Source organism: Bradyrhizobium paxllaeri, from assembly GCF_001693515.2.
Taxonomy (GTDB): Bacteria; Pseudomonadota; Alphaproteobacteria; order Rhizobiales; family Xanthobacteraceae; genus Bradyrhizobium; species Bradyrhizobium paxllaeri.
This window is the reverse complement of sequence record NZ_CP042968.1, coordinates 6,967,011-6,991,722: the sequence shown is the minus strand read 5'-3', so window position 1 is coordinate 6,991,722 and position 24,712 is coordinate 6,967,011. Positions and strand designations below refer to the sequence as shown.

The 24,712-nt window shown below is 63.3% G+C and carries 22 protein-coding genes; 11 read left to right on the top strand and 11 right to left on the bottom strand.

Annotated features, from left to right (window positions below):
• Nucleotides 1-54: 54 nt before the first annotated feature.
• The gene (locus tag LMTR21_RS33440; RefSeq protein WP_065753563.1) at nucleotides 55-1,440 is read left to right on the top strand and encodes a M20 family metallopeptidase; all 1,386 of its coding nucleotides are present in this window, start codon (nucleotides 55-57) and stop codon (nucleotides 1,438-1,440) included.
• A gap of 7 nt (nucleotides 1,441-1,447) precedes the next feature.
• Here the strand turns inward: LMTR21_RS33440 and LMTR21_RS33435 are convergent, their stop codons facing one another.
• The 4 genes from LMTR21_RS33435 to LMTR21_RS33420 all read right to left on the bottom strand — a co-directional run bounded on the left by LMTR21_RS33435 (nucleotide 1,448) and on the right by LMTR21_RS33420 (nucleotide 6,117).
• A complete protein-coding gene (locus LMTR21_RS33435) occupies nucleotides 1,448-2,956 on the bottom strand; it encodes a tripartite tricarboxylate transporter permease (protein ID WP_065753562.1) in 1,509 nt (502 codons plus the stop codon).
• 7 nt (nucleotides 2,957-2,963) lie between these two features.
• Nucleotides 2,964-3,449, bottom strand: coding sequence for a tripartite tricarboxylate transporter TctB family protein (locus tag LMTR21_RS33430; RefSeq protein WP_065753561.1), 486 nt, complete (start codon nucleotides 3,447-3,449; stop codon nucleotides 2,964-2,966).
• A 180-nt stretch (nucleotides 3,450-3,629) separates the two neighbouring features.
• The gene (locus tag LMTR21_RS33425; protein ID WP_246175948.1) at nucleotides 3,630-4,556 is read right to left on the bottom strand and encodes a tripartite tricarboxylate transporter substrate binding protein; all 927 of its coding nucleotides are present in this window, start codon (nucleotides 4,554-4,556) and stop codon (nucleotides 3,630-3,632) included.
• Nucleotides 4,557-4,857: 301 nt separating this feature from the next.
• Nucleotides 4,858-6,117: a D-amino acid dehydrogenase gene (locus LMTR21_RS33420; RefSeq protein WP_065753559.1), complete on the bottom strand. Its 1,260-nt coding sequence runs from the start codon at nucleotides 6,115-6,117 to the stop codon at nucleotides 4,858-4,860.
• Nucleotides 6,118-6,233: 116 nt separating this feature from the next.
• Here LMTR21_RS33420 and LMTR21_RS33415 point away from each other — a divergent pair, with 116 nt between their 5' ends.
• From LMTR21_RS33415 to LMTR21_RS33385, 7 genes are all read left to right on the top strand, one after another.
• Nucleotides 6,234-6,539 (top strand): hypothetical protein, encoded by a 306-nt coding sequence (locus LMTR21_RS33415; protein ID WP_065753558.1) that lies wholly within the window; start codon nucleotides 6,234-6,236, stop codon nucleotides 6,537-6,539.
• Between the two features lie 29 nt (nucleotides 6,540-6,568).
• The gene (locus LMTR21_RS33410) at nucleotides 6,569-7,528 is read left to right on the top strand and encodes a LysR family transcriptional regulator (protein WP_246174668.1); all 960 of its coding nucleotides are present in this window, start codon (nucleotides 6,569-6,571) and stop codon (nucleotides 7,526-7,528) included.
• Between the two features lie 103 nt (nucleotides 7,529-7,631).
• Nucleotides 7,632-8,483 (top strand): amino acid ABC transporter substrate-binding protein, encoded by an 852-nt coding sequence (locus tag LMTR21_RS33405; RefSeq protein ID WP_246175946.1) that lies wholly within the window; start codon nucleotides 7,632-7,634, stop codon nucleotides 8,481-8,483.
• 185 nt (nucleotides 8,484-8,668) lie between these two features.
• Nucleotides 8,669-9,400 (top strand): amino acid ABC transporter permease, encoded by a 732-nt coding sequence (locus tag LMTR21_RS33400; RefSeq protein ID WP_065753555.1) that lies wholly within the window; start codon nucleotides 8,669-8,671, stop codon nucleotides 9,398-9,400.
• Between the two features lie 2 nt (nucleotides 9,401-9,402).
• Nucleotides 9,403-10,095 (top strand): amino acid ABC transporter permease, encoded by a 693-nt coding sequence (locus LMTR21_RS33395; RefSeq protein ID WP_057838104.1) that lies wholly within the window; start codon nucleotides 9,403-9,405, stop codon nucleotides 10,093-10,095.
• Between the two features lie 64 nt (nucleotides 10,096-10,159).
• Nucleotides 10,160-10,891, top strand: a complete 732-nt coding sequence (locus tag LMTR21_RS33390; protein ID WP_065753554.1) for an amino acid ABC transporter ATP-binding protein — start codon at nucleotides 10,160-10,162, stop codon at nucleotides 10,889-10,891.
• A gap of 166 nt (nucleotides 10,892-11,057) precedes the next feature.
• Nucleotides 11,058-11,915, top strand: a complete 858-nt coding sequence (locus tag LMTR21_RS33385; protein ID WP_065753553.1) for a D-amino-acid transaminase — start codon at nucleotides 11,058-11,060, stop codon at nucleotides 11,913-11,915.
• A 145-nt stretch (nucleotides 11,916-12,060) separates the two neighbouring features.
• Here LMTR21_RS33385 and LMTR21_RS33380 read toward each other — a convergent pair whose 3' ends face one another.
• Together LMTR21_RS33380 and LMTR21_RS33375 are read right to left on the bottom strand one after the other, a co-directional pair.
• The gene (locus LMTR21_RS33380) at nucleotides 12,061-12,474 is read right to left on the bottom strand and encodes a cupin domain-containing protein (RefSeq protein ID WP_065753552.1); all 414 of its coding nucleotides are present in this window, start codon (nucleotides 12,472-12,474) and stop codon (nucleotides 12,061-12,063) included.
• 15 nt (nucleotides 12,475-12,489) lie between these two features.
• Nucleotides 12,490-12,951, bottom strand: a complete 462-nt coding sequence (locus LMTR21_RS33375; RefSeq protein WP_065753551.1) for a carboxymuconolactone decarboxylase family protein — start codon at nucleotides 12,949-12,951, stop codon at nucleotides 12,490-12,492.
• 173 nt (nucleotides 12,952-13,124) lie between these two features.
• Between LMTR21_RS33375 and LMTR21_RS33370 the strand changes: the two genes are divergently transcribed.
• Nucleotides 13,125-14,111: a tripartite tricarboxylate transporter substrate binding protein gene (locus tag LMTR21_RS33370; RefSeq protein WP_065753620.1), complete on the top strand. Its 987-nt coding sequence runs from the start codon at nucleotides 13,125-13,127 to the stop codon at nucleotides 14,109-14,111.
• A 60-nt stretch (nucleotides 14,112-14,171) separates the two neighbouring features.
• Complete coding sequence (locus tag LMTR21_RS33365; RefSeq protein WP_065753550.1) at nucleotides 14,172-14,906, top strand: helix-turn-helix transcriptional regulator; 735 nt, start codon at nucleotides 14,172-14,174, stop codon at nucleotides 14,904-14,906.
• A 12-nt stretch (nucleotides 14,907-14,918) separates the two neighbouring features.
• On the opposite strand, the gene iaaH is transcribed toward LMTR21_RS33365, so the two are convergent.
• From iaaH to LMTR21_RS33345, 4 genes are all read right to left on the bottom strand, one after another.
• Entirely contained in the window at nucleotides 14,919-16,346 is a 1,428-nt protein-coding gene (gene iaaH / locus LMTR21_RS33360; protein ID WP_065753619.1) for an indoleacetamide hydrolase, read from the bottom strand.
• Between the two features lie 299 nt (nucleotides 16,347-16,645).
• Entirely contained in the window at nucleotides 16,646-17,431 is a 786-nt protein-coding gene (locus LMTR21_RS33355; protein WP_065753549.1) for a fumarylacetoacetate hydrolase family protein, read from the bottom strand.
• A 14-nt stretch (nucleotides 17,432-17,445) separates the two neighbouring features.
• On the bottom strand, nucleotides 17,446-18,813 hold the full coding sequence (locus LMTR21_RS33350; RefSeq protein ID WP_065753618.1) for an LLM class flavin-dependent oxidoreductase: 1,368 nt from the start codon (nucleotides 18,811-18,813) through the stop codon (nucleotides 17,446-17,448).
• A 31-nt stretch (nucleotides 18,814-18,844) separates the two neighbouring features.
• Nucleotides 18,845-19,897: an Ldh family oxidoreductase gene (locus tag LMTR21_RS33345; protein ID WP_065753548.1), complete on the bottom strand. Its 1,053-nt coding sequence runs from the start codon at nucleotides 19,895-19,897 to the stop codon at nucleotides 18,845-18,847.
• A gap of 351 nt (nucleotides 19,898-20,248) precedes the next feature.
• On the opposite strand from LMTR21_RS33345, the gene LMTR21_RS33340 reads away from it, so the two are divergent.
• Entirely contained in the window at nucleotides 20,249-24,337 is a 4,089-nt protein-coding gene (locus LMTR21_RS33340) for a bifunctional diguanylate cyclase/phosphodiesterase (protein ID WP_065753617.1), read from the top strand.
• Here LMTR21_RS33340 and LMTR21_RS33335 read toward each other — a convergent pair.
• Nucleotides 24,311-24,655, bottom strand: coding sequence for a hypothetical protein (locus LMTR21_RS33335; RefSeq protein WP_065753547.1), 345 nt, complete (start codon nucleotides 24,653-24,655; stop codon nucleotides 24,311-24,313). The genes LMTR21_RS33340 and LMTR21_RS33335 overlap by 27 nt on opposite strands.
• Between the last annotated feature and the right edge of the window lie 57 nt (nucleotides 24,656-24,712).

The following is a 24,712-nucleotide window of genomic DNA, read 5'->3' as shown; positions in this document are numbered from 1 at the left end:
CGGCTTATCCCGATAGGTTGCGGCCCAACACGGCAACGAACAAAGGAAGAAAATATGGCTGATCGAGCCGACGCGGTGGCGCGGGCACGCGAGTATCTCCATTCCGGCGCGTTTCTCGCCGAACTCGGCCGCAGGGTTGGGTACAAGACCGAAAGCCAGAATCCCGGCCGCGAGGACGCGTTGCGGGCCTATCTCGTCGAGGACCTTCAGCCTGCTTTCGCCGCGCTCGACTTCTCCACCCGCCTGATTGAATCGCCGACCGGAAAGGGACCCTATCTGCTGGCGGATTACCGCGAGGATGCCTCGCTGCCGACAGTGCTCACCTATGGGCATGGCGACGTCGTCGATGGCATGGAGGGCGAGTGGCGCGACAATCTCGATCCCTGGAAAACCACGACCAAAGGCGAGCGCGTCTATGGCCGTGGTACCGCCGACAACAAGGGCCAGCACAGCATCAACCTCGCGGCACTCCGTGCCGTGCGCGAGACCCGCGGCGGCAAGCTCGGCTTCAACGCCAAGTTCATCATCGAGACCGGCGAAGAGATCGGCTCGCCCGATCTGCGGCAGGTGTGCGAGGCCCATCGCGAGGAGCTGAAGGCCGATCTGTTCCTGGCGTCCGACGGGCCGCGCCTGTCGGTAGAACGTCCGACCATTTTTCTGGGCTGCCGCGGCGGCAACCGCATCCATCTCGACGTCAACTTACGCGAAGGCGGCAACCATTCCGGCAATTGGGGCGGCGTACTCGCCAATCCCGCGACGATCCTTTGCAATGCCGTCGCGAGCCTCGTCGATGGCAAGGGGCGGATGAAGCTCGATGCGCTGAAGCCGCCGCGGATATCGAACGCCGTTCGCGTGGCGCTAGCGGACGTGAAGATCGAGCCGACCGCGGACGAGCCGGCGCTGGCGCCCGACTGGGGCGAGGAGGGACTAACGCCGGCCGAACGGCTGTTCGCCTGGAATACGCTGGAAGTGCTGGCGATGTCGTCAGGCAATGTCGAGAAACCGGCGAACGCGATTCCCGGGCACGCCAATGCCGTGCTGCAGCTTCGCTTCGTTGTCGGCACCCGATACGAAGAAGTCGTCGACGCCGTGCGCGCGCATCTGCATGCCAACGGCTTTCCGATGGTGCAGGTCAGCGGCACGCAGCGCTTCGCCGCCTCGCGCACCGATGTCGACAGCCCCTGGGTGAACTGGACCGCGAATTCGATCCTGAAGACGACAGGCAAGGCGCCCGCGATCCTGCCGAATTTCGGCGGCTCGCTGCCCAACGACGTGTTCGCCGAAGGCCTGGGGCTACCGACGATCTGGGTGCCGCATTCCTATCCCGGCTGCTCGCAGCATGCGCCGGACGAGCACATCCTGCTGCCGGTGACGGAGGAGGCGCTTGCCATCATGGCGGGGATCTTCTGGGATCTCGGCGAGAAGAAGCGGGCGTTCTAGCTGCAGCTCACACCCCTTCATCCAGCGCAACCATCTCGCGCTTCTTGCGCAGCGCGGGCAGCAGCGGCGCAACGAGCAGCACCAAGGCGAACAACAGGCAGGCGGCCGAGATCGGCCGCTGCACGAAAGTCATGAGATCGCCCTGCGACAGGATCAATGATTTGCGCAGATTGTTCTCCAGCATCGGCCCCAGCACGAAGGCCAGCACCAATGGCGCCGGCTCATAGCCGAGCTTGCGCATGAAATAGCCGATCACGCCGAACGCGATCATCACATAGACATCGAACACGTTGTTGCTGGAGCAATAGACGCCGATGATCGTGAACAGGATGATCAGCGGGAACAGGATGTTGTAGGGCAATTTCAGCAACTGCACCCACATGCCGATCATCGGCAGGTTCAGCACCAGCAGCATCAGATTGCCGATATACATGCTGGCGACGATGCCCCAGAACAGGCCCGGGTTCTGCGTGATCATCAGCGGACCGGGCTGCAGCCCGTGAATGACGAAGGCGCCGAGCAGCAGCGCCATCACCACATTCGGTGGAATGCCGAGCGTCATCAGCGGAATGAAGGCGCCGCCGGCGGCTGCGTTGTTGGCGGCTTCGGGACCTGCGACGCCCTCGATCGCGCCGTGGCCGAACTGTTCGGGCGTCTTGGACAGCCGCTTCTCAAGCGCGTAGGACGCGAACGAGGAGATCACCGCACCGCCGCCGGGTAAAATGCCGAGGAAAAATCCGAGGATCGTACCGCGCGACATCGGGCCGGTCGTAGCTTTCCAATCCTCCCTGCTCGGAAACAGGTGCGTGATCTTGGTGTTGATGATGTCGCGCTTGATGACCTGCTCGGTGTTGATCAGTACTTCGGCAATGCCGAACAGGCCCATGACCACGGGGACGAGGCCGATGCCGTCGATCAGCTCCACCCGGCCGAAGGTCAGGCGCGGCTGCGCGGTGATGCTGTCGAGTCCGACCACGCCGAGCACGACGCCGATGCAGGCCATCAGCAGCGCCTTTGCCATCGAGCCCTGCGTCAGGAAGGTCAGGACGACGAGGCCGAGCACCATCAGGCTGAAATATTCGGCCGGTCCGAACGCGATCGCGACGCTGGCGAGCTTGGGCGCTACCAGCATCAGCGCGATCAGCGCGAAGGTGCCGGCGAAGAACGAGCCGAACGCGGCGATGCCCAGCGCCGGACCAGCGCGGCCCTTCTTGGCCATCTGATGGCCATCGATGCAGGTGACGACGGATGCTGCCTCGCCGGGAATGTTGACCAGGATCGAGGTGGTGGAGCCGCCATACATCGAGCCGTAATAGATGCCGGCCATCATGATGATGCCGGATTCCGGCGTTCCCGACAGCGTGATCGGCAATAGCAGCGACATCGCCGAGATCGGGCCGATGCCGGGCAGCACGCCGACCAGCGTCCCGATGAACACGCCGATGAAGCAGTAGATCAGATTGATAGGCTGAAGGGCGACGCCGAAGCCATGGGCGACATTGACGAGTGTATCCATGGTGCGATCAGCCGATTTCGAACGTGCCGGAAGGCAGTTGGATCAGGAGCAGGCGTTTGAGGATCCACCACATGCCAAGCGGAACCAGAACCGCGATGGGAACGGCCAGCGACCAGCGGACGGGATCGACCACGCGCAACAGCAGCAACATCAACGGAATCGAGGACAGGAGAAAGCCGAGTGGATTGAGTGCGAAGGAAAACGCAACGAGGCAGATGATTACGAGCAGCGGCTTGGTCCAGCGCGTGTTCACCCAGCGCGAGCCAAAGGTCGGCCCGCCCTCGGTCACCGCAGCGATGATGATCGAGGTAGCGAACAGGCACATCAGGATGCCGGTATAGAACAGCACGAACCCTGCGCCAGGATCATTGATGGTGCCGAGCTTCAGCTTGAGCCCGGACCAGACTACAAAGCCGCCGAGCGCGAGCCCGATCAGGCCGCCCCACAGTTCGGAATTGTTGAGGCGAAATTTGACGTTGGATTGATCGCTCATTGACGCACTCTTTCAACCATTCCCCGGACGCAGCGCATCGCCATCAGCGCGTTTGCGCGCGTCTTGACGCGCTATGGTGATGCGCTGCAGAGCCGGGGCCGTGTAGTTTGCATGTGCAGTGGGTCCGGGTTCTGCGAAGCAGCGCTTGCGCGCTGCATCGCGCCCGGGACACGGCGGGGTTCAGTTGGTCTTCTTCGCCAGACCGAGCTTCTCGACCACCTTGCGCTCTGACTCGGTAACCTCGACGACGAACTTCTTGTAGTCCTCGGTGTTCTTGTAGTTCGGCACCATGTCGAATTTGGCGAGCGTGGCGATCACCGCTGGGTCATCGAGAGCCTTCTTGAAGGCGTCGTGCAGCTTGGCGACGATCTTCGGGTCCATGCCCTTCGGTCCGGCGATGCCGAACGGGGAATCATAGACCATGGGATAGCCGAGCTCCTTCAGCGTCGGCACCTCAGGGTAGTTCGGCGAACGCGCCGAGGTCCACACCATCAGAAGCCGCAACTTGCCGGCGTCGACCAGCGGCCGCCAGCCGGTCGAATCCGCCTGCAACATGGTGTGCTGTCCGAGCACCGCGGCGTTGGTTTCCGCACCACCCTTGAAAGGAACCTGCGTCAGCTTGATGCCGGCCATGGACGCCATCTGCTCCATGCCGATATGCAGCGACGTGCCGGCGCCCGGCGTCGCATAGGTCACCTTGCCGGGATTCTGCTTGGCGTAATCGACGACATCCTTCCAGGTTTTGAATTGCGACTCGGCGCTGGTGGTGACGCCGAACGTGTAGCCAGTGAGGTGGATGATATAGGTGAAGTCCTTGTCCGGATTCCAGGAGACCTCCTGCATCAAGGGCAGGCGGAACACGGTGATCGGAATCTGTGCGATGGTGTAGCCGTCGGGCTTGCCGCCTGCCGCCATGGTGGCAGGGCCGACGGTGCCGCTGCCGCCCGCCTTGTTGTCGATGGCGATCGGCTGCCCGAGCACCTTGGATGCGCTTTCGGCGATCGCCCGCATCGAGATGTCGGTCGATCCGCCCGCCGGCCACGGGACGATCAGCGTGATCGGTTTGGTGGGATAGTCCTGCGCGCCGGCGGCGGCTGAAATCAGCATACCGACGGCAGCGACGGCGATCGTCAGGCGGCCAAGCGGAAATACACGTGGAAACGAAACTCGAAACATATGCAACACTCCCCTTGCGGCTTCCCTTGATACCGGAGCCGCTTGTCCTTCTTTCCCGGGCGCGATCTTCCCTGAAATCGTCCTGGAAGAAAAGCATGTTGGTCGCGGCGGCTTGCGCCGCCCGCGCCGCAACAGGCCGGAAATGATGCATGCGACAATTGGTCTGCAGCGGCATCCCGGACTACGGAATTTGGCCAAGCGGACCGACCCCGGACGGTCGGTTCCACTAAGGTCAGGCGGCGCGGCGCAGGGCGAAGGCCCCGGCTGCGGTGCCCGAGCGCTTGCACGCGATCATATCAGCCGTCAGCCGTGCGCTGCCGCATGCCAGCGTCCAGCCGAGCATGCCGTGGCCTGAATTGACGAAGAGGCCGTCGAGCGGCGACCAGCCGATGATAGGGCGGCTGTCGGGCGTCATCGGACGCAGCCCGCACCAGGGCTCGATGTCGTCGGCTGCGTCGATTCCAAGCAGTTCGGCCGAGGCGCGGCGCAGCACTTCGATGCGTTCTTTATCGATCGTGGTGTCGCGTTCGAGATCGGCGATGCCGGCAACCCTGATGGCGGTGCGGCCATCGCGCGCGAGCGGGGCAAATACCAACTTGCGCTCCATATCCGTGACGCTGTGCCGAAGCACGCGCGCCTCCGGCGCCGGTGAAAGGGTGATGCTGTAGCCTTTGAGCGGATAGATCGGCAGATGGAATCCGCACGCCCTTGCAAAAGCAGTCGACGCCGCGCCCATGCACAAAACGAAATGATCCGCCTGCACATGGCCCTTGTCCGTGTCGATGGCCACCAGCCGGCCGCCGGATCGAACCGGCCCGCGAACTTCCGTGCCGAGCACCCATTCGACGTTGTGTTGCCGTTTCAGTCGGGTCGTGAGGCCTGCACAAAATGCCGCGCAATCCCCGACCTGCTCGGAGGCCGTGAAGATGCCGCCCGCGAGTTCGCCGGCGTCGAGCCTGAGCGCAGGCTCCAGCGCCAGACATTCAGCCGGCGTCAGGACCCGTTGTCCGCCATCTTCGCCGGTCGCAACGACGGCGCGGCGAGCCGCGTCGAACTCCGCCTTACTCCTGAACACCACCAGCTTGCCGGCGGTTCGCAATCCGAACGAGAGCGTCAGGCTTTGTGTCAGCCGCGCCAGTTCGCTCCGGCTCAAGGCGGCGAGCGCGAGCTGCGCAGCTATCGTCTCGCGCACGGCGGCCGGCCGACAGGCGAGCAGGAAGCGCTGGCCCCAGGAGATCAAGGCGGGATCGAGGCCGGCGCGGATGCGCATCGGCGATTCCGGCGACAGCAGCAGCGACGGCAGTTTCTTGAGGGTTGCCGGCGACGCCAGCGGCGCCACGAACGCGTAAGAGAGCTGGGCGCCATTGGCGGCGCTGGCATCTTTGGCGGTGGAAGCATGCCGGTCGACGATGACGACGTCGTGTCCGGCCTCGGCAAGGCACCATGCGGTCGTCAGTCCGATGACGCCGGCGCCCAGTATGCAGATTTTCATCTCTGGTCTCATCCTGATGATCGCCCGATCGAAACGCGCGGGGCCGATTGGGCGGAGGGTTGTCACCCACCGGGTTTAAGGTGTCCGAACGCCGCCATTGATGCCAAGTCTGCAAGATGCAAAATTTGCATAACCTGCCGGCGGCGTGGCAGGCTAATGAAGGCGAGGACATCGGAGGCGGATGCGGAACGGTTGATATGAGTGGGCAAGGAATCAGGGAAATTGCCGCAGAGATGGCGGCGAGAGGGGGCGATGCAAAGCTTGCATTGGTCATGCCGCATCCCGATCCGCTACGTTTGCCGGCATGGGGCATCACATTTCCTATTCAGAACCAGCGCCGGTTGGCGTCCGCTTCCATGGGCCGCCCCAAGGCGGCCATCGTGGCGCCGGCGCTGCGATCGCCTGCAAAGCGGGGAGCGTGATGGAGCTTCGCTGGCTGCAGGATTTTCTGATGGTGGCCGAGACCGGCAATTTCACGCGCGCGGCGGAAAGGCGGAATACGTCGCAGGCCGCATTCAGCCGCCGCATCAAGTCGCTGGAGGCCTGGCTCGGCTTCGACCTGATCGACCGCAGCGTCTACCCGACGCAGCTCACGCCGCAAGGCGAGCGCTTCCGCGAGCATGCCGGCGAGCTGCTGCGGCAGATGCTCGACAGCCGTCTCGAGCTTGGCGGCAAGCCGCTTCACCGCAACGAGCATATCCGCATCGCCCTGCCGTTCGCGATGGCGACCGCACGGCTGCCGCATTGGTGGCAGGCCTGGTCGCAGGAGCGGCGGCTGAGCTGCTCGGTGGTCGTGGGCAACATCCACGACCTCGTCACGTCACTTGTCTCTGACAATGCGGACCTGATGATCTGCTACCACCACGCGCAGCAGCCAATCCATCTCGATCCGGACCGCTACGAACGTGTGCTCCTCGGCACAGAGTTCCTGCGCCCCTGTGCCAGCGAAGCGTTGGTGGCAAAGGGCGGCGCGTCGCTGCCGGGGCGGGCGTCGCATCCGGTGCCGCTTTTGATGTATTCGCCCGGCGTCTATTTCGCGCGGCTGGTCGATCTGATCCTGGAGAATGCCCCGATTACCGGCGTCCGGGTCATCGAAAGCGACATGTCGGACGTTCTGTGCGGGATGGCGCTCGGCGGACGCGGCGTGGCTTGGTTAACGGAGGGCACCGCGGCGGCTTCGGGGCGGAAGCGGCTGGTCCCGATCGGCGGCGACAAGTGGGCCTTGCCTTTATCCTTAGTCGCATTCCGCGATCGGATGAATAGCCAGCGGGCGCTAAATCTGTTTTGGTCCGAATTGTGCAGGTATAGTGCCGGGCACGCCGGGGGCGGTCTTGCCAAGGGTCTTGCCAAGAATGTTGCCAAGACAGGTTCGAGACCGCCGGCCAAACGGCCCGGCAAGTTGTTGAGTTAGGGTGGATGAGCCATCATCCGAAACCTTGTAGAGGAGAAGTTACGTGAAACACCGTCAGATTATCGGCTGTCTGCTCGCGGGTGCGTTGTGCACCACCCCGGCAATGGCCCAGGAACTCACCGGGACGCTGAAGAACATCAAGGACACCGGCGCGATCACGCTCGGCTTCCGCGACTCGTCGATTCCGTTCTCCTATCTCGACGACAACCAGAAGCCGATCGGCTACGCCATGGACATCTGTTACAAGATCGTCGATGCCGTGAAGAAGGAGTTGAAGCTCGACAAGCTCGAGGTCAAGCTCAATCCGGTGACGTCGTCGACCCGTATTCCGCTGCTCGCCAACGGCACCATCGATCTCGAATGCGGCTCGACCACCAACAATACCGAGCGTCAGAAGCAGATTTCCTACACCAACACCCACTTCCTGACCGCGAGCCGCTACGTCACCAAGAAGGCGAGCAAGATCAACTCAATCGATGAGCTCAAGGGCAAGTCGGTGGTCTCCACCGCCGGCACTACCAATATCAAGCAGCTCACCGAAGCCAATGCGGCGCGCAGCCTCAACATCAACATCATCCCGGCCAAGGATCATGCCGAGGCGTTCCTGATGGTCGAGACCGACCGCGCGGTGGCCTTCGTGATGGACGACATCCTGCTGGCGAGCCTGGTTGCCGGCTCGAAAGGGCCGGGTGACTACGTGATCTCCAAGGACGCGTTCTCCAAGCCGGAGCCCTACGGAATCATGCTGCGCAAGGACGATCCGGCCTTCAAGAAGGTGGTCGATGCCGCAACCGCGGCGCTCTACACCGGCGGCGAGGGCCAGAAGATCTACGACAAGTGGTTCACGCAGAAGATCCCGCCCAAGGGGCTGAACCTCAACACGCCGATCAGCGCTGAACTGAAGAACGAATTCGCCAAGCCGTCGGACTCGCCGGACCCGGATTCGTACAAGTAAGTGGCAAACCTCATGGCGCGAGGCGGCGCGTTAGCGCCGTCTCGAACCGGGATGCCACAGTTGAGCCTCCAATCAGAAAAGTCCGGCCATTTTGCAGTGACGAATGGCCGGACTTTTGCATAGGCGCTAGAGATCAAGCGCGTTAGTGACCAAGGGCTTTACCGGCATTTTCTGTAGGGTGCTTCGTGAACTACAATTGGAACTGGCACATCTTCTTCGAGCCGAACCCGACCGGGGCGGGCACCTATCTCGACTTGCTGGTGTCGGGGCTGTGGCTGACCATCAAGACGGCGCTGCTGGCCTGGGTCATCGCGCTGATCTTCGGCACGATCATCGGCATCCTGCGTTCGCTGCCGTCGAAGACCGTGTCCTGGATCGGCTTCGCTTACGTCGAATTCTTCCGCAACATGCCGCTGCTGGTGCAGCTATTCCTCTGGTTCTTCGTGCTGCCGGAACTGTTGCCGCGCACCGCGGGGCTGTGGCTGAAGCAGCTTCCCAATGCGCCGTTCTGGACGGCGGCGATCGGGGTGGGGCTGTTCATGTCGGCGCGCGTCGCCGTGCAGCTTGCGGCCGGCATCGCTTCGCTGCCGCGCGGGCAGAAGCAGGCCGCGACTGCGCTCGGGCTGACGACGACGCAGGGCTACCGCTACGTGCTGCTGCCGATGGCATTCCGCATCATCATGCCGCCGCTCACCTCCGAATTTCTCAACACCGTCAAGAACACCTCCGTCGCCATCACCATCGGCCTGATCGAACTGACCGGCCAGGCGCGGGCGATGCAGGAATTTTCGTTCCAGGTGTTCGAGGCCTTCACCGCCGCGACCATCATGTATCTCGCGATCAACATCATCGTCGTCACCGGCATGCGCTTTCTCGAACGCAGCCTAGCGATCCCCGGCTACATCACGGGGAAATGACGATGTTCGGCAATCTCGATTTCGACGTCATCCGCCGCTCGCTGCCCTACCTGTTCCTCGACGGCATGAGCTTTACGCTGATGCTGACCGGATTGTCGGCGCTGGGCGGCCTGATCTTCGGCACGCTGATCGCCCTGATGCGACTGTCCAGCTACAAGCTGCTCGGCCGCATCGCCGGGCTTTATGTCGACTTCATGCGCTCGCTGCCGCTGGTGCTTGTCATCTTCTGGTTCTATTTCCTGGTGCCCTATATCGGCCAGTGGCTGACGGGTGCGTCGCGTCCGATTCGCGTCGGCGCGTTCACCTCGTCGCTCGTCACCTTCATCATGTTCGAGGCGGCGTATTTCTCCGAGATCATGCGCGCCGGCATCCAGTCTATCTCAAAGGGGCAGCCAGCGGCGGCAAGCGCGCTCGGCCTGACCTATAGCCAGTCCATGCGCTACATCGTGCTGCCGCAGGCGTTCCGGAACATGCTGCCGGTGCTGCTGACGCAAACCATCGTGCTGTTCCAGGACACCTCGCTGGTCTACGTGCTGTCGATCCCGGATTTTCTCGGTGCCGCCAGCAAGGTGGCGCAGCGCGACGGCCGGCTGGTCGAGATGTACCTGTTCGCGGCGCTGGTCTATTTCGTGATTTCCTGTCTCGCGTCCTATGGCGTCCGGCGCCTGCAGGCACGCATTGCTATTGTCCGGTGACGAGCATGATCCGGAAAAGTGGAAACCGGTTTTCCGAAAAGATCATGCTCAAAAGGATAGCTTCATGATCGAAATCAGCCACGTCAATAAATGGTACGGGCCGAGCTTTCAGGTGCTGAAGGAATGCACCACCAGCGTCGCCAAGGGCGAGGTGGTGGTGGTCTGCGGCCCCTCCGGCTCGGGCAAGTCGACGCTGATCAAATGCGTCAACGCGCTGGAGCCGTTCCAGGAGGGCCAGATCATCCTCGACGGCATCAAGGTCAACGATCCCAAGACCGATCTGCCAAAACTGCGCGCACGCGTCGGCATGGTGTTCCAGCACTTTGAACTATTTCCGCATCTGCGCATCATTGAGAACCTGTGCCTGGCGCAGGAGAAGGTGCTGGGCCGCTCGCATGACGAGGCCGTCGCCAAGGCCGACAAGCTGCTCGAGCGCGTCGGCATGAAGGCGCATGCAAACAAATACCCGGCTGAACTCTCCGGCGGCCAGCAGCAGCGCGTCGCGATTGCCCGCGCGCTCGCCATGGACCCGATCGCGATGCTGTTCGACGAGCCGACCTCGGCGCTCGACCCGGAAATGATCAGCGAAGTGCTCGATGTCATGGTCGATCTCGCCCATGAGGGCATGACCATGATGGTCGTCACCCACGAAATGGGCTTTGCCAGCAAGGTCGCCAATCGCGTGATCTTCATGGACAAGGGCGAGATCGTCGAGGACGCGCAGAAGACCGATTTCTTCGGCAGTCCGCGCAGCGAACGCGCGCAGAAGTTTCTGTCGAAGATTCTGTCGCATTAGGGTGCTCCCGTCATTCCGGGATGGTCCGAAGGACCAGACCCGGAATCTCGAGATTCCGGGTTCGATGCTGCGCATCGCCCCGGAATGACGCTCCAAGACTTTAGCCGCGTCAACAAATGCGTATAGGAATGCCGCCACCGGCTTCGCTACTCCAGGAGACTCTACTTTGGAACAGATCGCTTACGTCAACGGCTCTTTCGTCCCCCTGTCAGAGGCGAAGGTCTCAATTCTCGATCGCGGATTCCTGTTTGCCGACGGCATTTATGAAGTCGCCGCCGTGCTGGATGGCAAGCTGATCGACAACGCCTCGCACCTGGCGCGGCTGGAGCGTTCGGTCGGCGAGATCCAGCTGGCGCTGCCGGAGACGACGGCGCGCATCCAGGAGATCCAGCAGGAACTGGTCAAGCGCAACAATCTCGTCAACGGCATGGTCTATCTGGAGGTGACGCGCGGCGCCGACACCGGGCGCGACTTTGCGTTTCCCAAGGGCGTCAAGCCGACGCTGATCATGTTCACCTCGACCAAGGACATCGTCAACGCGCCCTCGGCCAAGACCGGCATCAACGTGATCACGGTGCCCGACCTGCGTTGGACCCGCCGTGACATCAAGAGCGTGGCGCTGCTGGCGCAGGTGCTGGCCAAGCAGGCGGCGGCTGCGGCCGGCGCCGGCGAGGCCTGGATGATCGAGGACGGCAAGGTGACCGAGGGCGGCTCGTCCTCCTGCTTCATCCTCACGCAGGACGACGTGATCGTGACGCGGCAGAACGGCAGCGAAATCCTGCCCGGCTGCACCCGCAAGGCCGTGGTCGCGCTTGCCGAGGAGCGCCAGCTTCGTGTCGAGGAGCGGGCATTTTCCGTCGAGGAGGCGCTCGCTGCCAAGGAAGCCTTCATCACCAGCGCCAGCCTGTTCGTGCAGGCGGTGGTGTCGATCGACGGCAAGAAGGTCGCTGACGGCAAGCCCGGCCCGATGACCAACCGGCTCCGCGAGATCTATGTCGAGTTCGCCAAGGCGACGGCGGTCTAGCGAAGTGTCGTCGCCCGCGAAAGCGGGCGACCCAGTATCCCAGAGAAGGTGCGCTTAGGCCGAGAGGCCGCGGCGTACTGGGTGCCCCGCCTGAAGCGGGGCATGACAGCGGAGTGTGTGGCGCGGCCGGTGTAACGCCAGACTCTCACTTCTTCCCGAACGTCGTCAGTTGCGCGCCATCATCGGCGACGAAGATCGCGAGCAGGCTCGCCGGCTCCGTCGTGCTCGCATTCTCGCTGACGAGATGCTCGCTGCCGGGCGGCTCGAAGAAGGCCTCGCCGGCCTTGTAGACCTTGGCCGGTCCGGTCGCCGAATTCTCCGAACGGATGCTGCCCGTCAGCACATAGGCCATCACGCTGCCGGCGTGATGATGGCTCGCCGATTTGCCGCCGGGTGCGTAGTTCACCAGCACGGTGGTTATGCTCTTGCCGGGAACATTCGGCAGCTTTTCCGAACGCACGGGCGTCACCTTGTCGCCCTCGGCACGGGCTGCCGGCATGGTGCCTGTGACCAGCGCGAGCAGGGCGATTGCCGTAATGCCGCAAATCGATCGTGTCATCTCAGCCTCCTCGCTCTACGCCACCGCCGCCTTTGCCTTCACCGGGTGAACCGCGCGGAAGGAGATCGCGATCCTGTTCCAGGCATTGATGGCTCCGATCAGCACGGTCAGGTTGACCATCTCCACTTCCGAGAAATGGGCGCGGAGCACTTCGTAGAGGTCGTCAGGGGCATGCGTCTCGGCGATCAGCGTCAACGCGTCGGTCCATGCCAGCGCGGCGCGTTCGCGGTCGGTATAGAGCGGCGATTCATGCCAGGCGCTCAGTAAATAGAGCCGCTGTTCGGTCTCGCCGAGCTTGCGGGCATCCTGGGTGTGCATGTTGATGCAATAGGCGCAGCCGTTGATCTGCGAGGCGCGCGTCTTCACCAGTTCGATCAGCGACTTTTCGAGCCCTGAGGCGACGATCTGGGCTTCCACCGCGACGAGCGCTTTGATGGTGTCGGGCGCGGCCTGGTAATAGTTCATCCGGGGCTTCATGCTCGCTCTCCTCTCTGGACGCTTTCAATTTGAACAATTGCCGAAGTCTATCCCGATCAGGTGGATAGTCACGGTCTGGATCGATGCCGTCGGATACAATAAAGTGATCTGAAGAAAAGCAGGGGAGGCGACGGATGTTCACACGCGAGCGGGTGTCGGCGGGAAGCCGTGCGATGCCACTGACTACCGTCGATCGATACCGCATCGCCTTGTTCGCGTTCACGGCGCTATCGTTGTTCCTGCTCAGCCATACGGCTTTCGCCGCCTATCCGGAGCGCGTCATCAAGATCATCGTGCCCTTTGCGCCGGGCGGCGGCACCGACGCCATCGCGCGCGTGCTGGCGCAGGAGATGGCGAAGGACCTCGGCGCCAGCATCATCATCGAGAACAAGCCGGGCGCAGGCACCATCATCGGCGCGCAGGCGGTCGCTGTCGCCGAAGCCGACGGCTACACGTTGCTGATGGGATCATTTGCCCATGCGGTCAATCCGAGCCTGTATGCGAAACTGCCGTTCGATCCGAACAAGGACTTTGCGCCGGTCGCGTTCATCGCGCGTTCCCCCAACATCGTCGTCGTCAACCCGAAGTCGTCGTTTCGTTCCGTCGGCGATCTGATCGCGGCGGCGAAAGCCGAGCCCGACAAGATCTCCTACGGCACGTTCGGCACCGGTACCTCGGCGCACCTCGCGGGCGAAATGTTCAAGCGCATGGCCGGCGTCAACATGACGATGGTGCCCTACAAGGGCTCCGCACCTGCGATCACCGATCTGATCGGCGGGCAGACCCAGGTGATGTTCACGACGGTGGCAAGCGCCGCAGCCCTGATCGAGGGCGGCCAGTTGCGCGCGCTGGCGGTGACATCATCAGAGCGTTCGCCCGCCTTTCCGCAATTGCCGACAGTCGCCGAGACCGGTCTTGCCGGCTTCGAAGCCGAAACCTGGTACGGCCTGTTTGCGCCGGCGAAAACGCCACCTGACATCATCGACCGCCTCAACAGGTCGGCGGCAAAGGCCGTGCAGGCGGATGTCTTCAAGAAGCTCAGCGTCAACGAGGGCCTCGTTCTGATCGCGGCGCCGCCGGAGGAGTTCGGCCGCTACTACCGCAGCGAGGTGGAGCGCTGGCGCAAAGTGATCGAGCAAGCCGGCATCAAGGCCGAATAGGGCGGCAAGGCGGCGCCAAGCCGGTTCCCCCGGTCGTGGTTCCCCGCTAGGATGCCCCGCATGTATGTGAGCGCTTCCGAGAGCCGGGTGCTGGCGCGCATCTTCGGGCTGTTGTCCGAAGACCTCAGCGAGCGCGACGTGCGCGAGGCGGTGGGCCATCACCTGCTGGAATTGCTGGAAGCCGACTACTACGCCTCCTTCGTCTGGCAGGAGGCGACCGGCCGTTTCGAAAAGGCCGTGTACCTGAACATGGACCCCGCCAACATCGCGGCCTACGATCGCTATTTTCAGCAGTGCGATCCGATCACGTTGAAGCTGCAGGCCCGTCGCGAGGCGACGCTGGTTACGCAGGTGATGCCGCAACGCGATCTGATGCGAACCGAGTTCTTCAACGATTTTCTTGCCCGCGACGGACTGCATTGGGGTGTCAATGCCTATAGTTTCGCCGGCGGCCGCAACATCGGCGACGTCAGGATCTGGCGCGGCCGGCGGCGCGAGAATTTCGATGGCCATACGCTGGAGCTGCTGCGGCTGATCGAGCCGGCCTTCACCGGCGCGCTGGTCCGCGCGGCCGGTGGTGCGGCAGCTATCGCGGTGGACGGTTCACCGATCCTGAAACTCTCCGTGCGCGAGTTCGAGATCGCGCGGATGATCTCGGACGATCTCAGCGACAAGGAGATCGCGCACCGGCTGCAGGTCGAGGTCTCCACCGTCCGCACCCATATCGAGCGCATCTTCGCCAAGCTCGGCGTCCGCCGCCGCAGCGGCGTCGCCAGCCTGTTTGCACGGCATTAGCGGCGTGAGCCTCTAGCGTGACGGCGGCGGTAACCGGCCGAACAGCTTTTCCATGGCCATGCCGATCGCGAGCAGTTTGCGATCGCTTCCCGCGGGGCCATCGAGTTCGAGCCCGACGGGCAATTTGCTCGACGCGCCCAGCGCGATCGGAAGCTGGATGCCGGGAACGCCGGCATTGCTGCCGGGATCGGTGTTCTGGATGAACAGCATGAAGTTGGCGAGGCTCGATGAGTCCGCATTCGACGCAATCGCGACCTTCGGTACGGTCGGAAAGGCGATGGCGTCGAGCTTGTTCTTCGCAAACGTATCGCGATAGAGCGCCTGCAGCGCCGGCCGGGCAATCTTCATCGCGGCGTCATAGGCGGGTTTGGCATCGGCGACCGTGTTGTTCGGTCCCGGCAGCTTGCGCGGAATCACCAACCCGTCATAGGTGCCTTTCACGTCGGGGCTGGCGATCTCCTTGGTGAGGTTCTCGATACTGACGCCGCTGCCGCTCTTCTTCAGATATGCGACCATGTCGTCGTACGCCTCGTAAAGCGCGAGCGGAAATCCGACCTGGCCGTTGAGTTCGGCAAGCTTCGGCATCTCGATATCGACCACCGTCACACCACTCGCCTTGAGTTTTTCCAGCGCAGCCTTGAATGCGGCCTCGGTATCGCCATCCAGATTGGTCAGCATCGATTTGTCGATGCCGATGCGCACCTGCTTCAGCTCGGCGGGCGCGATTGCGCCGCCGCCGGCGATGACGCGGTCGAGGATCGCCACGTCGGCCATCGTCGACGCCATCGGGCCGGCGGTGTCGCGGGTGTGGGAAATCGGCGCGATGCCGGCTTGCGGATAGCGGCCGACTGTCGGACGCAGCGCGGCGCAGCCGTTCAGCGCGCAGGGGACCCTGACCGATCCGCCGGTGTCGGTACCGAGGCCCGCGGTAACGATCCGCGCGCCGACCGCAGCGCCCGTCCCGGATGACGAGCCGCCGGCAATCTTTGTCGCGTCGTAGGCATTGCGCACGCCGGGCTCCGTGCCAGTCTTGAAGCCTCCATTATAGCCGGAGATGCCGAAGGCGAGTTCATGCATGTTGGTCTTGCCGATGATGACGGCGCCTGCCGCGCGCAGTTTTGCGGCCACTGGCGCATCTTTCTTCGGCACGAACTTTTTCAGCGCCGGCGTCCCGGCCGTACTGGGGAGGCCGGCCACCTCGATATTGTCTTTGATCACGATGGGGACGCCGCCGAGCGGCTTGCAGGAGCCCTTCTTGCGGCCGGCGTCAAAAGCCTCGGCGGTCTTCATCGCGCCCGCCTCGTCCAGCGTGATGAAGGCGTTGAGATCGGTCTTCGCCTTGGCCCGCGCCAGAGCCGCGGCGGTCAGCGCCTTGCTGGTGATCTTGCCGGCGCAGAGATCAGCAGCGGCTTGCGTTGCGGTGAGCTGGTCCAGATCGATTGCCGGTTGGGCCGCCGCTGGAGATGCCGCGGCAAGGGCGAGGCCGGCAAGGGCCGAGCCGAGCAGGATGGAGCTGCGAGCCATGATGATCCTCCGTGGAATTGATGCTCGTTCGGACGAATCTTAGCCGGTGCTGCTTCTGGCGCCTGTCCTCATTTCTGAGGACTCGGTCTCCCCGTCATTGCGAGCGAAGCGAAGCAATCCACGTCTCGGCCCGGGGATAGATGGATTGCTTCGCTGCGCTCGCAATGACGGGTGGACATAGCTTCACAGTCTCTCGGGATGGTGGTCGAAGCGCCTCAAACCTTCTCCTTCACAAACCTGTTTCGCAACGTGCCGATCCCGGTGATGTCGATCTCGACCAGATCGCCGGCTTTCAAATCGGGCGAGGCACCGTCGGTGCCCATCCAGATCACGTCGCCCGGCGACAGCGTGAAATATTTGGACAGTTCGACCAGGAACGGCACGATCCCAAAAATCATGTCGTTGGTGCGGAAGCGGCCGGTCTCCCTGCCATTGACGCGGATCGCCGTTTCCATCTTGTCGAGGTCGACATCGGTCTCGATCCACGGGCCCATCGGCTTGAAGGTGTCGGCGTTCTTGGAGCGCCACAGGCTGCGGTCGGCCTTCTGCCAGGTGCGCTCGCTGACATCGTTGCCGATGGTGTAGCCGAACACGCAATCCATCGCATTGGACTCGGTGAGGTGTTTTGCCTTCTTGCCGATGACGACGACGAGCTCGCCCTCATAGTGAATCTTCTCGGTCGCGCTTGCCGGGATCACCACGTCCTCGTCATGGGCGATCAGTGCGTTCTGCGCGCGATAGCCGATCTCGGGGCGCTCGGGCACGTTGGGCACCGTGCCGGCCTTGTCGGCGGCTTCCTTGAGATGCTTGAGATAGTTCAAGCCGACGCAATAGAAGGTGCACGGGATCAGCGGCAGCTCGATCTTCACGTCTTTCAGTGCATGCGATTGCGCGCCCCGCTGCCATTCGGCGAAGGGATCGCCGCTGACGGCGATTACCTTGTCGCCCTCGACGATACCCCAGGATGTCTTGCCGGCGGCGGTGAATTTCAACCAACGCATGATTCTTCCTTTTCTTATTCCGCCGCGGCCCGCGAACTGGTTTTCCAGGCGCCAGAAGCAGGGCGCTTCAGCCCGAGATTCTCGCGCAAGGTCTTGCCGGCGTAATCCCTGTGAAACAGCCCGCGGCGCTGCAGTTCCGGTACGACATGCCTGACGAAATCAGCATAGGAGCCCGGCACGATGGTGGCCGCGATGACAAAGCCGTCGCAGCCGCGCTCGACGAACATCTCCTCCAGCCTGTCCGCGATCTCCTTCGGGCCGCCGACGATGGCGTCCTGCACCTGGCCGCGGCCGGAGAAGGTGACGAAGTCGCGCGCGCTGGGATTGGTCTTGCCTGAGTTCTTGAGCACGCCGTCGCGGATGCCCAAAATACCCTGCATGCTCTTGAGCTCCTCCGTGGTCAGCGGCTCGTCGAGCGGTTTGGACGCAAAATCGTAGTTCAGCGCTTCCGCGAGCAGCGACAGCGCATCGATTTCCAGCGGCAGCTTGTTGATGACCGCCATCTTGTCCTCGGCCTCGGCCTTGGTCGCGCCGCAGACGGGCGTGGTGAGATTGCAGAGGAACATCTGGTCGGGATCGCGGCCGGCCTTCGCGGCTTCGTTGCGGACCGCTGCATAGCCCTCCTTGGCGGCAGTGACGTTGCGTGCTGCCGTGAAGATCACCTCGCCCCATCGCCCCGCAAAGCGCTGGCCGCGACCGGATGCGCCGGCCTGGATGATGACCGGGTGGCCCTGCGCCGAGCGCGGCACGGTGAACGGACCGCGTGACTTGAAGAACTGTCCGTTGTGATCGAGCCGCTTCACCTTGGCCGGATCGGCAAAGCGGCCGCTCTTTTTGTCCATGATCAAGGAGCCGTCTTCCCAGCTGTCCCAATGGCCGAGCACGACTTCCATGAATTCGTCGGCGCGGTCGTAGCGGAAGTCATGTTCGAGATGGGCATCCTTGCCCATGTTCTGCGCCTCGCCGTCATTGAGGGAGGTGACGACGTTCCAGCCCGCGCGTCCGCCCGACATCAGGTCGAGGGTGGCGAAGCGGCGCGCGACGTCGAACGGCTCGTAATAGGTGGTCGAGCAGGTCGATCCCAGCCCGAGCTTCTCGGTGACCATGCCCATGGTGGTCAGCACGATCAGCGGGTCCATCTTCACGCAGCGGATGCCGTATTCGACGGTGTGGGCATGGTCGTTGCCGTAGCGGTCCGGCATGGCGAGGCGGTCATCGAAGAACGCCATATGGAATTTGCCGGCTTCGAGAATCCGGGCGATCTCCTGATAGTAGTCCGCCGACATCGAATCGTCGCGCGATTCCGGATGCCGCCACGAACTCGGCAGGTTGGTGCAGTTCTGCGCCTGCAGGAATCCCACCAGCGCCATTTGCCGTGTCATGCCGTTCTCCTTGCGCACGCGGGATTGGATTTCATTTCAGGTCGAGTTCGGCGGCGAGCTTGTAGTCTGTGGCCAGCGCCTTCAGCCTGTCCCAGGTCGCGTCCTCGACCTCGATGCCGTCGCGCCTGCGCTGCTGCTCACGGATGTGTTCGATCTCGCCGGGGTAGAACACGCCGGGCGAGCCCTCCGACGGCGGGGTCGATTTGAGATAGCGCGCGAATTCGCCGACCTCTTTCTCGAAATCCTTCAGGGGGCGGAAGGCTGCGACGTTGAACACCGCCATGAAACATCCGTCGTTATGCCGGCCGGTCGGCTCGACGCCAAAGCCCAGGCCGGTGAGCAGGCCGCACAGCACTTCCACCATCGCTGCCAGCCCGCTTCCCTTGTAGCCCTCGCTGCCGCCGAGCGGCAGCAGCGCGCCACCCTTGCGATATTGCGAGGGATCGGTGGTGTGCCGTCCCTCAGCGTCGATGATCCAGCCTTGCGGGATTTGTTCGCCGCGCGCGAGCGACAGCGCGATCTTGCCGGCCGCGACCGCTGACGTCGCCATGTCCAGATAGAACGGCGCCTCGAGATCGGACGGCACCGCAATCGAGATCGGGTTGGTGCCGAGCCTTGCCTCACGGCCGCCGAACGGCGCGACGTGTTTTGGCGAGCGGCCGGAATCGGCGGCGGCTATACCGATCATGCCGGCCCGCATCGCCATCAGCGGATAGGCGGCGAGTCGCCCGACGTGGCTCTGGCGGAACACGGTGCACGCAGCGACATTGGCGGTCTTCGCTTTCTCGATCGTCAGCGCCATCGCCTTGGCGTTGACGTGAAAGCCGAAGCCCCAATGGCCGTCGATCACGGTCGTGGTCGGCGATTCCTGCACGATGGTCCATTTGGCGCCGGGGACGATGTGGCCCGCCTTGATGCGGTCGATATAGGTCGGGATCGCGATCACGCCGTGCGAGTCGTGGCCGGCGAGGTTGGCGTTGACGCAGCCGACAGAAACCGCGTCGGCTTCCTCCTGCGACGCGCCGGCAGCCCTGAGCAGCGCCGCGCCGATACGCGTGAGACGGTCGGCCTGGACCAGCGGCATGGCAATTTCCTTACCCTTTAACGCCCGCGCGGATGGCGGGTCTTGTTTGGTGCTGGCATGCTCTCAAAGCGGCGGCGGCAGGGCAAGCGTGGAAATATCCTGTTAGCCATGCTGCGGACACGGCTCTCGCGTGCCGGGGATTTCCATTCCAGGAAATTCGGCCCATGCCGGCCGGCGGTATGGCTTACAAATAGTGAAAGTACCGTAGTTCTCCCGAGCGGCGTCAATTGCCGTTGGTCTGACATTTACTCTGATTGGCAACGGCATGCCGCCAATAACGAGCACTTAGGCCTGTTACACGCATAAAATCCGCGGGGGCAGCCCGGCGCTGCCGGCAGGAGCTTGGGGACGGTGAATACCGATATCGCGCGTACGCTCGCGGCGTTGAATGCAACCAACGAAGCGATTCTGTATGCCAAATCGCCCGAAGAACTGTATGCGAAGGTCTGCGAAGCCGCGTTCTCGGTCGGCGACTTCCTGGCCGTTGCAATTTTCCTGCTGGAACAAGAAACCAATCTTCTGCGCTTCGCCTCCGGCTGCGGCGATGACGTTCCCCGCCTGCGCAGCATTGACATTTCCGTCGTGGCCGGTACGCCCCAGGGTTCCGGGGTTTCCGGGCACGCCTTCCGCAACCGGTGCGTATGCGTCAGCAATGATTTCCTGAACGACCAGCGCTCACTGGCCTGGCGCGAGGGCGCCAAGGCCAATCAGGTCGGCGCGGCCGCCGCGCTGCCGCTGCTTTGCAATGGCGAGAGCGTGGGCGTGCTGCTGGTTTCGCGGCGCGAGGCGCACTCGATCGACGACCAGCTCGTCGCAATGCTGGAGCGCGTGTCGGCCAACATTTCGTTCGCGCTCGACAATTTCGACCATGAGGCAGCGCGCAAAAACGGCGAACGCACCACGCGCCGCCTGAACCGGATGTTCGGCGCCATCAGCGCGACCAACGAAGCCATTCTTCGCGCCAAGACCGAACAGGACCTCTACCAGCGCGTTTGCGATGCCGCGGTTCACAGCGGAAAGTCCGCCGCCACGGTGGTCCTGCTGGCACAGCCCGACTCGATCTGGCTGAAGCCGGTCGCTGGCACGGGTGCCATTGTCGAACAGATCATGCGCGCGCCGTTCTCGATCGACGCGGGCAACCCGTATGGAACCGGCGTCTGCGGCAAGGCCTTCCGGACGCAGCAGCCATCGGTCAACAACGATATCCTTAAGTCGACGCAGGGACAGCCCTGGCACCAGGCCGCGCGCGAAACCGGCGTCACCGCCTGCGTCGCCGTTCCCCTGATCAAGGCCGACGAGAGCATCGGCGTTTTGCTGTTCTTTGTCGGAAAGTTGTGGGCGGAGGACGAAGAGATCGTCGCGCTGATGGCGCGGATCGCGGAAAACGTCTCGTTCGCGCTGGATAATCTCGAGCGGACCAACGCAAAGGCGTGGGCCGACGTGCAAAAGGAGCGGCTGGCGCGCATGCTGGCGGCGCTCAGCGCCACCAACGAAGCGATCGTTCGCGCAACGTCGCGGACGGAGCTGTTCGAGCTGGTATGCGAGGCTGCCGCGAAAGGCGGCCGGTTCAACTCGACCAGCATTCTTCTCGCCCGTTCGGACAGCGACTATACCGACATGGTTGCCGTGGCGGGGCCGACCGCCGCCAACATGCGCCGGGTGAGGGTTTCGACCAACGCGGATCATCCGGAAGGGCGTGGCCTGTGCGGCAACGCCTTCCGTTCCCGCCAGGCCTGCATCGCCAACGATTTGCGTGCCGATCCGCGCGGCTCGGCCTTTCACCAGTTCATTCACAGCGACGGCGCGATGTCGGGTGCGGCGTTCCCGCTGATGGTTTCCGGCCAGCCGGTCGGCGTGATGTTTTTCATTTCCTCCGAGAAGAATACGTTCACGCCCGAGTTTGCCGAACTGTTGCAACGGCTCACGGAGAATGTGTCGTTCGCGCTGGAGAATTTCGACCGTGCCGACGAGAAGGCGAGGACCGAAAGCCAGAAAGAGCGCCTGACGCGGATGTTTGCCTCGCTGAGTGCAACCAACGAAGCGATCATGCGGGCCAAATCCCGCGAGGAGCTGTTCGATCTGGTGTGCGAAGCCGCGGCGGGCGGCGGCAGGTTTACCTCGACCACCATTGCACTGGCCGAACCCGGCAGCGACCTTCTCAGAATCGTCGCTGCCTCGGGCCCGGCGGCCGAGACGACACGGCAAGTCAGGTTGTCGATCGATGAAAACCGTCCCGAGGGCCGTGGGCTCAGCGGAACGGCGTTCCGAACCCGGAGGCCATGCATCACCAATGATTATGTGACCGATCAGCGTGTCGCCGCCTTTCAGGCCATTGTCGGTACCTATGGCGCCCAGTCAGGCGCCGCCTTTCCCCTGCTGGTTCGCGGCGAGCCGGTCGGTGTCATGATTTACATGTCGCTGGACAAGGACACTTTCAGCCCCGAATTCGCCGAACTGCTGCAGCGACTGGCCGACAATGTGTCGTTCGCGCTGGAGAATTTCGACCGCGCCGACGACAAGGCGAGGACCGAAGTCCAGAAAGAGCGCCTGACGCGCATGCTGGCGGCACTGAGCGCAACCAACGAGGCGATCGTTCGCGCCTCGTCGCGGCCGGAACTGTTCGAACTGGTATGCGAAGCGGCGGCGAAGGGCGGCAAATTTACCTTGACCTCCATCGCGATGATAAAGCCCGCCAGCGAGTTTCTCGACGTCGTGGCTGCCGCCGGTCCGACCGCTTCCAGCGCGCGCCAGGCTTCGATATCGACCAGCGAGGCGCGCCCGGAGGGGCGCGGGCTCTGTGGTTCCGCGATACGTTCACGCCGGGCCTGCATTATCAACGACTACCTTGCTGACGCGCGCGCCGCGGCGTTTCACGGCACCGCGCGCAATGACGGCACGAATTCCGGCGCTTCATTCCCGCTGCTGGTGCAGGGGCAGGTCGTCGGCGTGATGTCCTTCATGTCGATGGAGAAGGATACGTTCACGCCTGAGTTTGCGGAGCTATTGCAGCGGCTCACCGACAATGTGTCATTCGCGCTGGAGAATTTCGACCGCGCAGATGAAAAGACCCGCGCCGACGAGCGGATCGAATATCTGGCCTCGCATGACAGCCTGACCAAACTGCCGAACCGGGAAATGTTCAACGGCACGCTCCGCCGCGCGATCGATGCGGCTTCGCGTTACCAGCGGCAGTTTGCGCTGCTGTTCATCGACCTCGACAGGTTCAAGGTCATCAACGATTCGCTGGGTCACGACGCCGGCGACATGCTGCTGGTGGAGATCGGTGGCCGGCTGCGCCGTGCGCTGCGTTCGAGCGATGTGGTAGCGCGGCTCGGCGGCGACGAGTTCGTGGTTATTCTGGAGGAGGCGGCCGAGCGAGACGAGGTGGAGCGCATTGCCGGCGAATTGCTTGCCGTGCTCAGCCAGCCGCTGCAGCTCAGCGGCCATGAATGCCATACCACCGCCTCGATCGGAATCGCGATGTTCCCGTCCGACGGCACCGACATCCAGACGCTGACCAAGAATGCCGACATGGCGATGTACCTTGCCAAGGAGGACGGCAAGAACGGCTTCCGCTTCTTCACCAAGGAGATCAAGACGCAGTCGATCGAGCGGCTGACGCTGGAAAGCGCGCTGCGCCGCGCGCTGGAGCGCGACCAGTTTTCGCTGCACTATCAGCCGAAGATCGACATGGCGAGCGGCCAGATCACCGGCGTCGAGGCGCTGTTGCGCTGGGTACATCCCGAGTTCGGCGCCGTCTCGCCGGGACAATTCATCCCGCTGGCCGAGGAAACCGGGCTGATCGTCCCGATCGGCCGCTGGGTGCTCGAGGAAGCCTGCGCGCAGAACATGGCCTGGCAGCGCCGCGGCCTGCGGCCGGTGACGATGGCCGTCAACCTGTCGCCGCGCCAGTTCGCCGATTCGAATCTGCTGCACGACGTCGACGAGGCGCTGCTCGCAAGCGGCATGTCGCCGGTGCTGCTGCAGCTCGAAGTCACCGAAAGCATGGTGATGCGGAACGTCTCGCGCGCCATCAAGATACTCGACGCGATCCAGAGCCGCGGCATTCGCTTGGCCATCGACGATTTCGGCACCGGCTATTCGTCGATGTCGCTGATGAAGCAGTTCCCGATCGATACGATCAAGATCGACCGCTCCTTTGTGCGCGACCTGCCGGTCGATTCCGAAGACCAGGCCATTACGCAGGCGATCATCAGCATGGGCAAGGCGCTCGGCATGACCGTCATTGCCGAGGGCGTCGAGACCGTGGAGCAGGAGACTTTCCTGCGCAATCACGCCTGTGACGAAATGCAGGGTTTTCTGTTCTCCAGACCGCTGCCCGCACAGCAGATGGCCGATCTGCTTCGCTCGGAGCCACGGCTCGCCTCGCCGCCGCTGCAGCCGGAAGCCGGCTCAGGGCTGGAAGGCGCTGTCGTCTGACGGCTGCGGGTGCAGCTCGCGTACGACCTTTGCGTCGGCAACTTCGGTCTTGCGGGGGAAGTCGTACGGCGAGGGCAGGGAGCTCTGTCCCGCGAACGCCCTTAGGAAGACTTCCGCCGCCGCAGCATACGTTGCCTGATCGGGCAAGCCGAGTTCGGCACACCATTCGGCCGGCAACGGCTGCTGAGCATTACGCAGCTCGATCGCGGGCCCCCACCACCACGCCGGGGCGGGCGACCGCTCCGCTTCGGGAACAGCCCGCCACCGTGCGTATTCGCCGATCATGCGTTCGAATTGCAGTCGCGGTGCCGGATGCATCCTGTCTCCTGACGCCGGATGATAGCCGTATCCTTACGTCGCGCAAATGCGTGTCAG